This window comes from Candidatus Aminicenantes bacterium (assembly GCA_026393795.1).
Classification (GTDB): Bacteria; Acidobacteriota; Aminicenantia; order UBA2199; family UBA2199; genus UBA2199.
This window is the reverse complement of sequence record JAPKZL010000121.1, coordinates 1-7,688: the sequence shown is the minus strand read 5'-3', so window position 1 is coordinate 7,688 and position 7,688 is coordinate 1. Positions and strand designations below refer to the sequence as shown.

8 protein-coding genes are annotated in these 7,688 nt (G+C 51.6%); all 8 read right to left on the bottom strand.

The genetic code is table 11. The features are described 5' to 3' along the window. Positions 1-28: 28 nt before the first annotated feature. A complete protein-coding gene (locus NTW95_05830; GenBank protein MCX6556937.1) occupies positions 29-820 on the bottom strand; it encodes a hypothetical protein in 792 nt (263 codons plus the stop codon). Further along, entirely contained in the window at positions 817-3,009 is a 2,193-nt protein-coding gene (locus NTW95_05825) for a polysaccharide biosynthesis tyrosine autokinase (protein MCX6556936.1), read from the bottom strand. Before NTW95_05825 ends, NTW95_05830 begins: the two co-directional genes overlap by 4 nt. 16 nt (positions 3,010-3,025) lie before the next feature. Then, positions 3,026-3,886 (bottom strand): polysaccharide export protein, encoded by an 861-nt coding sequence (locus NTW95_05820; GenBank protein ID MCX6556935.1) that lies wholly within the window; start codon positions 3,884-3,886, stop codon positions 3,026-3,028. Between the two features lie 58 nt (positions 3,887-3,944). After that, positions 3,945-5,012, bottom strand: coding sequence for a hypothetical protein (locus tag NTW95_05815; protein MCX6556934.1), 1,068 nt, complete (start codon positions 5,010-5,012; stop codon positions 3,945-3,947). Positions 5,013-5,406: 394 nt separating this feature from the next. Further along, positions 5,407-5,913 carry a carboxypeptidase-like regulatory domain-containing protein gene (locus tag NTW95_05810; GenBank protein MCX6556933.1) on the bottom strand — a complete coding sequence of 169 codons (507 nt, stop codon included), beginning with the start codon at positions 5,911-5,913 and terminating at the stop codon, positions 5,407-5,409. Positions 5,914-5,989: 76 nt separating this feature from the next. Continuing rightward, positions 5,990-6,763: a hypothetical protein gene (locus NTW95_05805; protein ID MCX6556932.1), complete on the bottom strand. Its 774-nt coding sequence runs from the start codon at positions 6,761-6,763 to the stop codon at positions 5,990-5,992. 239 nt (positions 6,764-7,002) lie between these two features. Further along, the gene (locus tag NTW95_05800; GenBank protein MCX6556931.1) at positions 7,003-7,371 is read right to left on the bottom strand and encodes a four helix bundle protein; all 369 of its coding nucleotides are present in this window, start codon (positions 7,369-7,371) and stop codon (positions 7,003-7,005) included. A gap of 64 nt (positions 7,372-7,435) precedes the next feature. Beyond that, positions 7,436-7,688: hypothetical protein (locus tag NTW95_05795; GenBank protein MCX6556930.1), on the bottom strand; the 253-nt coding region annotated here is incomplete at its 5' end.

The following is a 7,688-nucleotide window of genomic DNA, read 5'->3' as shown; positions in this document are numbered from 1 at the left end:
TGGAGAAAAATGCGCAGGGTCGTTTTATTCATGAATCGTGTCTTTTAAAGAGATCAAAAAATGTGCGCTTCTGGCGTTCCGAGAGCGGCTCGCCGATATCGGGGACAGCCTGGTCGGCAATGATGGCGGCGGGGATGTCATTCAAAAAAAGGTCGACCTTTTCTGCATCCAGATGCGGCAGCAAAGCGCGAACAAAAGCCAGTTCTGGTTTGCGCCGTTCCAGGTCGTGGGCATCGGAGGCAATGACATGGACCAGGTTGTTCTGCAGCAGCTCATAGGCGCTGCGCCGGGCCGCGTCGCCGAAATCGCCGCGCAGGCTGCCGGCGTTGATCTGGCACAAGGCGCCGGCTTTGACCAGCTCGCGCAGAATACCGATGCTGCGCTGGATCTCGCTGTTGCGCTCGGCATGGGAGATGATGGGAATGAAGCCCTCGGTCAGGACCTTGAAAATAAAATCCTTGCTGTGGGCGTAAACATAATCGCTGGGAAACTCAAATAGAAAATAGGAGCCATTGTTGATGGTCAGCACATCGCGGTTGTCTTTTAACACCGGCAGCAGTTCCGAGGTGAAATAGACTTCAGCGCCGCTGACGACTTTTATTCGAAGATCACTTTTTTTCACGGCTTCCAGCCAATCGGCCCACTTGCGGCGCAGGCTGCCAAATTCTTTTACCAAGGACAATGCCCCGCAGGTATGCGGCGTGACCACCACCGTCTCGATTCCGTCGGCCTGGGCGTAACGCAGCATGGCCAGCGAGGTGTCCATATCGCCGGCCCCGTCATCGACAGCAGGGAGGAAATGGCCGTGCAAATCGATCATTTTTCGCTCCGCTTCTCCTCGTCGCCGCGGTATTCGCCGTACTTGTAGTGGTAAGTGGAATAGGCGTAGGCAAAGCGGCGCAGGTTGACCTTGTTCAGGATTACGCCGAAGAGCTTGATGTTGAATTTTTCAATCTCGGTCTTGGCTTTTTCGATCACCTTGCGAGGGGTCTTCCCCCCCCAGGCTACCAGCAACAGCCCATCGGCGTGCTCGCCGAGCAGGATCGCGTCCTGGATGCCCATCAGCGGCGGGGCGTCGATGAAGATGAAGTCGTAGTGCTGGCGCAGCCCGGCCATCATCTCTTTCATGGCTTTAGAAATGACCAGCTCCACCGGATTGGGCGGGGTCGGCCCGGAGGGGATAACATGCAGGTTGGGTTCGCCCGGAAAGCGGTAGATGATGTCCTCGATGGGGCTGCGGCCGACCAGAAACGAGGTGAGCCCGGCAGTGTTCTTAATGCGGAAGATCTTATGCACGCGCGGCCGGCGCAGGTCGCAGTCAAGGATCAGCACTTTCTTGCCCAGTTGGGTGAAGGCCACGGCCAGGTTGATGGCAGTCACGGTCTTGCCTTCCTGGGGCAAAGCCGAGGTAACCACGAACACCTTGGGCAGCTGGTCGGGGGTGGAGAGGAGCAGCGACGTGCGGATGTTGCGGTAGTGCTCGGCAAAAGTCGACTCCGGTTCCTTGAGGTTGACCATTTCGATCGTTTTGAGCTTTTGTTCGTTCTGCTGTTTCTTGCGGTCCGAATAGTATTGGTTGTAATAGGATTGTCCGGCCCTGGCGCCCACGGTCGGGATAAAACCCAAGGCGGGAAGGTGCAGCAGCTTCTCCACCTCCTCCGGCGATTTGACCGTGTTGTCGAGGTAGTTGAGGGCGAAAATGAGGAAGATGCCGCCGCCGATGCCCAGCATCAAAGCCAGCAGCAGGGTGCGCTGCTTGTTGGGCGAAAAAGGACTCACGGGTATCTCGGCGCGGTCGACGATCTTTATGTTGCTGGTATTGAGTCCTTCCAGGCGCGAGCTGAGCATCGACTCCTTTTGCTTGCGGGTGAGGAAATCGAGCAGGTTGGTCATGTTCTGCACTTCGATCTTCAGGCTGTTGTAGTAAATGGCGTTGGCATTGGAGGAAACCACACTCCCCTTCTGCTGATTGAGCATCTCCGCCAGGTAGTTCTCTTTCTTCAGAGCCGCCTGGTATTCGGTTTCGGCCTGGCTGAGCGCCTTGCGGGCGACATCGACGGTCTCCTCGTTGATGCGCTTCTGCAGCCCTTCCAGCTGCGACTTCAAGCGCTGCATCTCGGGGTAGGAGTCCTGGAAGATCTGCGACTTGCGCTTGTATTCCGATTCCTTGGCCGAATACTCCTGTTTCAGACCGGTGATCAACGCGCTGCTGCGCACGTCGGAATAGTTGTCAATGGCCGTCCCCTTGAGTTCGCGATAGGTAGCCTCGCGGTTGACGCGCTCGATCTGGGCGGCGGTGTAGGCACCGTTGATGTCGGAGAGTTTCTGCACCACGGTGCTGTCCTCGCCGCGCAAATAGTATAACTCTTTGCGCTTGCCGTATTCCTGCAGCTCCTGTTCTTTCTGGGCCAGGCTACGGCGCATCTCCTCGATCTGGGCGGTGAGAAATTCGGAAGCCTGCTTGGTTGACTCGGCTTTCATTTCGAGGTTGAACTCGATGAACTTGTCAAAAAGGGTATTGATGGCGCGGGCGGCCATTTTGGCATCGGCCGAAACATAGGTGACCTCGACCAGGCGCGTGTCCTTGATATTGCTCACACCCAAACCGCCCAGGAAACCGGAAATCGCCCCGGCCATCTGCTGTTCCGGGTCAATATCCTTTTGCTCGCCGGTCAGGATTTTTTGTAGTGTACCCGTTTTGGCCGTTGGCTTCATGACTTCCGCACCGGGCAGGCGCTCCAGCTCGACAATGACCTTCTTGGCCAGTGAACGGCTGGTCAGCACCCGCTGCTGGGTGTTGAGGTATTCGTTCATCCAGTCGTTTTCAAAAGAATAATACTGGTTTAGCAAGTCCATTTGGTTGCGGCCCTCTTTTTCGATCACCGCCAGCAGGACAAAACCGGCGAAATAGTAGACGATCATACGCCTTTTCTTGATCAGCTCCCAGATCTCGGTGAACTGGGTACCTTCTTCCAATAACAAGTCCTGGTTATCCATCTGGCTGGCCATGTTTATCTCAATCCTCCTACAAGATGCTTTCGGGAACGAATATCACGTCAAAGGCTTGCAGTACGAAATCCTTGCGGCCGCCGCCAAGTATCTCCTTGACGTCGACGTTTATTTTTTTCTCCACGCCGTTTTCCGTGCGCGTGATCATCACCTTGCCGCGGCGGGCGCGGTCGCTGAAGCCGCCGGCCTGGGCGATGGCGCGCAACAGGGTCACCTCGTCGGAGCCCTTTTTCATGCGCACGGCGCCGGGATTCTTCACCTGTCCGAACACGTAAATATCGAGGTACTGATTGCCCGGGACATTGATGATATCGCCCGGAAAAATGGGAATATTGAATTTGGGGTTGGCCTTGATCAGGATGTCATCGAGCTTGATGAGCAACGACTGGCTGGGCGCGTTCCTGAACTGGCGGAAAATGCTTACCGTGTCGCTGGCTTGGTCGGTCAAGCCGCCGGCCATGGAAATGACCTGCAGCAGGCTCTGGCGACCGATCAGGTCGTGCATGCCGGGCTCCTTGACCGCACCCATCACCGATATCTTCTTGCTCTGGAACTCCTTGATGAAGATGGTCACCTGGGCATTCTTCAAATAGTTCTTTTCCAGCCTGGCCGCGATCTGCTTTTCCAGTTCGGCGCGGTTCATGCCCTCGGCTTTGATCTCCCCCAGCAGGGGCAGGGTGACCATGCCGTTCTCTGAAACGCGCACGGTGATGTTCAGCTCGGGCACCTCGAAGACCGATATTTCCAGCAGGTCCTTGGCGCCGATCTGGTACTCATAGGACTGGCCGCTGCCGGTCCTGGTCTGGGCGTTCAGATCGATAGAAAGAAGTGATAGTGATATTGGTAGTGATAGTAAGAGAAAAAAACAAAATATCACTCTTATAAAGTTTTCCAATTGCATGCTTCTAACACTATCACTACCACTAATTTTTTTATTAAAACCCATAGGAAATAAAACCTCCCCAGAAACTGCGTGTATAATCCAGATTCAGAACGTCGGACCTCAGGCGATAGATGTTATAGGCAAAGCCCAGCGACATGCTGCCAAAAAGGGGGACGGCCAAGTAATAACGCTGCTGGCGCACGCGGTCGCTGCGTTGGAGCTGCAAATCGAGAAAAGAAAAATATTTGAGCCGACCATCTTGGTAGGTGGCCCCGCCTTTCAGAAAGCTGGTCAGGTACAATTCGGCGCCGCCGCCAAAACTCTGGTTGTTGTAAAATAAATCGTTGGAATAATAGGAAAAATAGGTCTGCAGTTCGTAAAACACGCTGATGCGCAGGCGCTCCATCAAGGTCAGATGGACGTCGCCGCGGCCCGATGGTCGACTCACGCTCTTGTAAAGGGGATTGCCGGGGTCGAACTGGTTCATGCCGATCTGGAAACTTCCCTGCAGCATGCCCATCTCGGGGAATTGGGCGCCAAGATACATTCCCTGGGCCCTGCTGTCGCGCTCGCTGCCGGCCGTAAAGACGTAATTGGTCAATTCGTAGTTGATGAAGAGGAGGGTGCGGGTGAAAACGACCTTGTTCAGCCGCAAGCCGAACGTATTTTCATGATGATCAAGACGATCGGCTAAATTATAGGCATCCGCATATAGAGCTTCATCGTACTGCAATTGCTTGAAGCGGCCATAAGCGGTCAAAAACAGGCTGGAATCGCGGCCGAAATCGACCTCCTCCGACCACTCGCGATCACTATAGCGATAAGGGCGGCTGAATTCCAAGTTGGGACGCTGGTGCAAGTCATTTCGGCTGTAGCCGGCCTTCAAGTTGAACGGACCGATATAAGAATAAGCAGCGGCCTTGAAGCGGTTGCCCCATGTTCGCAGATCCTTGTTGGTGAGGTAAAACGAATAAATGGGTAGATCCTCGGCTTGCAGGATAAGGCGGTTGGCGACGATGGCCGAAGCGCGCAGCCCTACTCCCACGTCTCCGGTCCAGTCGGGAGTTTCCTGGGCTTCGTAGGTATAAATACTGCTGGTATAGCCGACATTATCCACCATCAACAACGGCGTGAAATATAGAAAACCAAGCTTGAATTGGGAATCGGAGATGACCTTGCTTTTAACAGCAAAGAAATCATCTGAAGAAAGTGTTAGTGTTAGGGTCAGGATGAGAAATAAGACAGTGATTGGTTTACGGCAGACGGTGTACGGCGGACGGTGAAGAAAAAAGAGGGAATTATGACCATTTGAGCCAAGCTTGAGATAAGATAAAAATTGTCTGAGCTTTTTCATACCATCATTACTTGTATGGTCAATTTTACCCCATTCGCCCCTCATGGGCAAGTGATTCAGACCAATTTATCAGGAAAAAACCAATAAAAAAAATTTCATGAATCGCTTTTTTCTTACCGTCAACCGTAAACCGTAAACCGTATACCGAGGGCTACTAGAACTATATCCCCGTCGGGCTGGTTTGCTTCTCAACTATCTTTATAATGCCGTACGTGACGCCGGCGGTGACACCCGCGACCAACGCCCAGCCGCAAGGGGTGATGAAAAAGCACTTGGGCGACTTGCAGTGGATCAGATAACCCGGCTTTTCCTCTACCTTGGGCAGGGTGATGCAGGCCATTTGCTTCTTGGGTTCGATCTTCAGCAGCACATCAACATTGTAGTCCTTGCCATTGTATTGAATGCCGACGGAATAGATGCCGGGGAGGATGTTGATGATCTCATAGGCACCGCTTTTTTTGCTCTTTTCCGACTGGAAGACCCTTTGCGAAACGGTTTCGCGAATCAGCACCACGGCGTCGGCCAGCGGTTTTTTTCCGTCGCTGCCATAAACGAAGCCGTGCAGCTTGCCGACGGTTTCCTCGGCCAGAGAGAACTGGGGTAAAATGGCTATAATAAAAGATAACAGAACCATCATGCTGACCTGCTTTAACCAGTTTTGTTTCATGGTCTAATCCTCCATATTATTCTACTACTGTATTATAACGCAATTTTCGCCGATTGCAAGGGGGGAATTGATTTTATTATTCTTTTTTTCCTTTTTTCAGATTGGCGGCCTTTATCTCATCCATCAGCAGCATCAGGCGGTGCACATAGTCAGGGTCCTTGATCTTGCGCGCGTATTTTTCGCCCTCGCCGGCATTCCCGAGCTTCAAGTGCGAATAAGCCAGGTAAAAGGAGGCGGCTTCACGGAATTCCTCGCCCAGTCGCTCGGCGATCTTTTCCAGACGCTTGATGCACTTTTTATAATCCTGCTGTTGGAAGGCCAGGAACCCCTGCAGGAAAGGCAATTTGGGGTCATTACCGGCGATCTTTTTTAGGCGTTCAAGGTTGGCTTCGGCAAGCGGGAACTTGCTTTGGCTGATGTAGTCCCAGGTTTGATAAAAGAGGTTGAAAAAGACCAGGGAAAAATTCTTGGCGGCGGGCTGGTCCAAATACTGCTGCGCCTTGAGCATGATGTAAAGGTCGCGCTCAATCTCCTTTGGCCGCGGCAACGTATTGATATCCGTTATACCCGCCGCGGTTTTCATCTTATCCAGCAATAACTTGCTCTCGGCCAGCGCCTCTTTCTTGTATTGCGTCAGGGCATAGTAAAAATAGAGCTCGGGTACAAACTCCTTTTCATCGATCAGCCCGAACTCGGCGATCTTGAAGTCTTCAAGGGCTTCATCGTATTTCCCAGCAAGATAGAGGGCTTTGCCTTCGTTCAGCAGGTTGGTATAAAACGGGTCGGCGGAGAACGACAGCGAGCTTAGAACTATAACCAAAGTAACTAATATGATGAGTTTTTTGTGCATGGTCGGTGTTTTCCTCCAAGGAACATTATTTTATTATAAATCTAAATTAAATAATAGGGTATTTGAAATTGGTTTAAGGTATAAGGTTGAAGGTGTAAGGTGGGAAAGACAATACAATAACTTGATCATTTAACTCGGTGTAAGGTGTAGGGTGTAAGGTAGAAGGTGAGAAAGGCAAAAAAAAAGCAATTTTCTAGGCTCAAGGTTAACGGTGTAAGGGTCAGGGTAAGAAAGGCACTTTAATGAACTTTGGAACGGGCCCTGATCAATCTTTCGAGCATCCCAGATAAATTCAAGCATTCTTCCTGAACCTCTGCGAAAATTTCATGAGGAATATATCCGATTTCACTGGCGATCTCGAACTGGGTCATCAGTTCGGCGCAAGATCCCTTGGCAATATGAAAATGCCTAATTGATTGTTTGTTGGTGCCTAAAGTGTCCCCTTCTGCAATATTGCTGGGAATTGAGACAGAAGCTCTGCGAACTTGCTCCCGCAAACCATAATCCGAATTAAATCTTCCCTTGCCTGAAATTTCATACACTTTTACTGCCAGTGCCTTCCCTCTTTGCCATACCTTCAATTCCCTGAATCCTTTAGCTTCGGCCATTTTTCTTATTTGTTTTTTTTCTTACCTTGTACCTTAAACCTTTTACCTTACACCGAGCTCAATCTCATTTCCCTTTCACCACTCTACTTACCATCCTGAATTTTGTAACCGCCATTCGCCCAAAAAACCCTGCCCACTGCTCCGGCCTGTCCAGCAACGGAAACAACAGCCTTCTTTTTATCTTTTTGAGCGAATGCTCCGGAAAACGATAGATCGGAAATTCTTTCGGATCGATGTTTTTTTCAAGCCAAAAGCGGCGTAATTTTCCCGGCCGCAATTTGTCCATGATTTCAGCCGGGACCTTAGCTCCTCCCTGC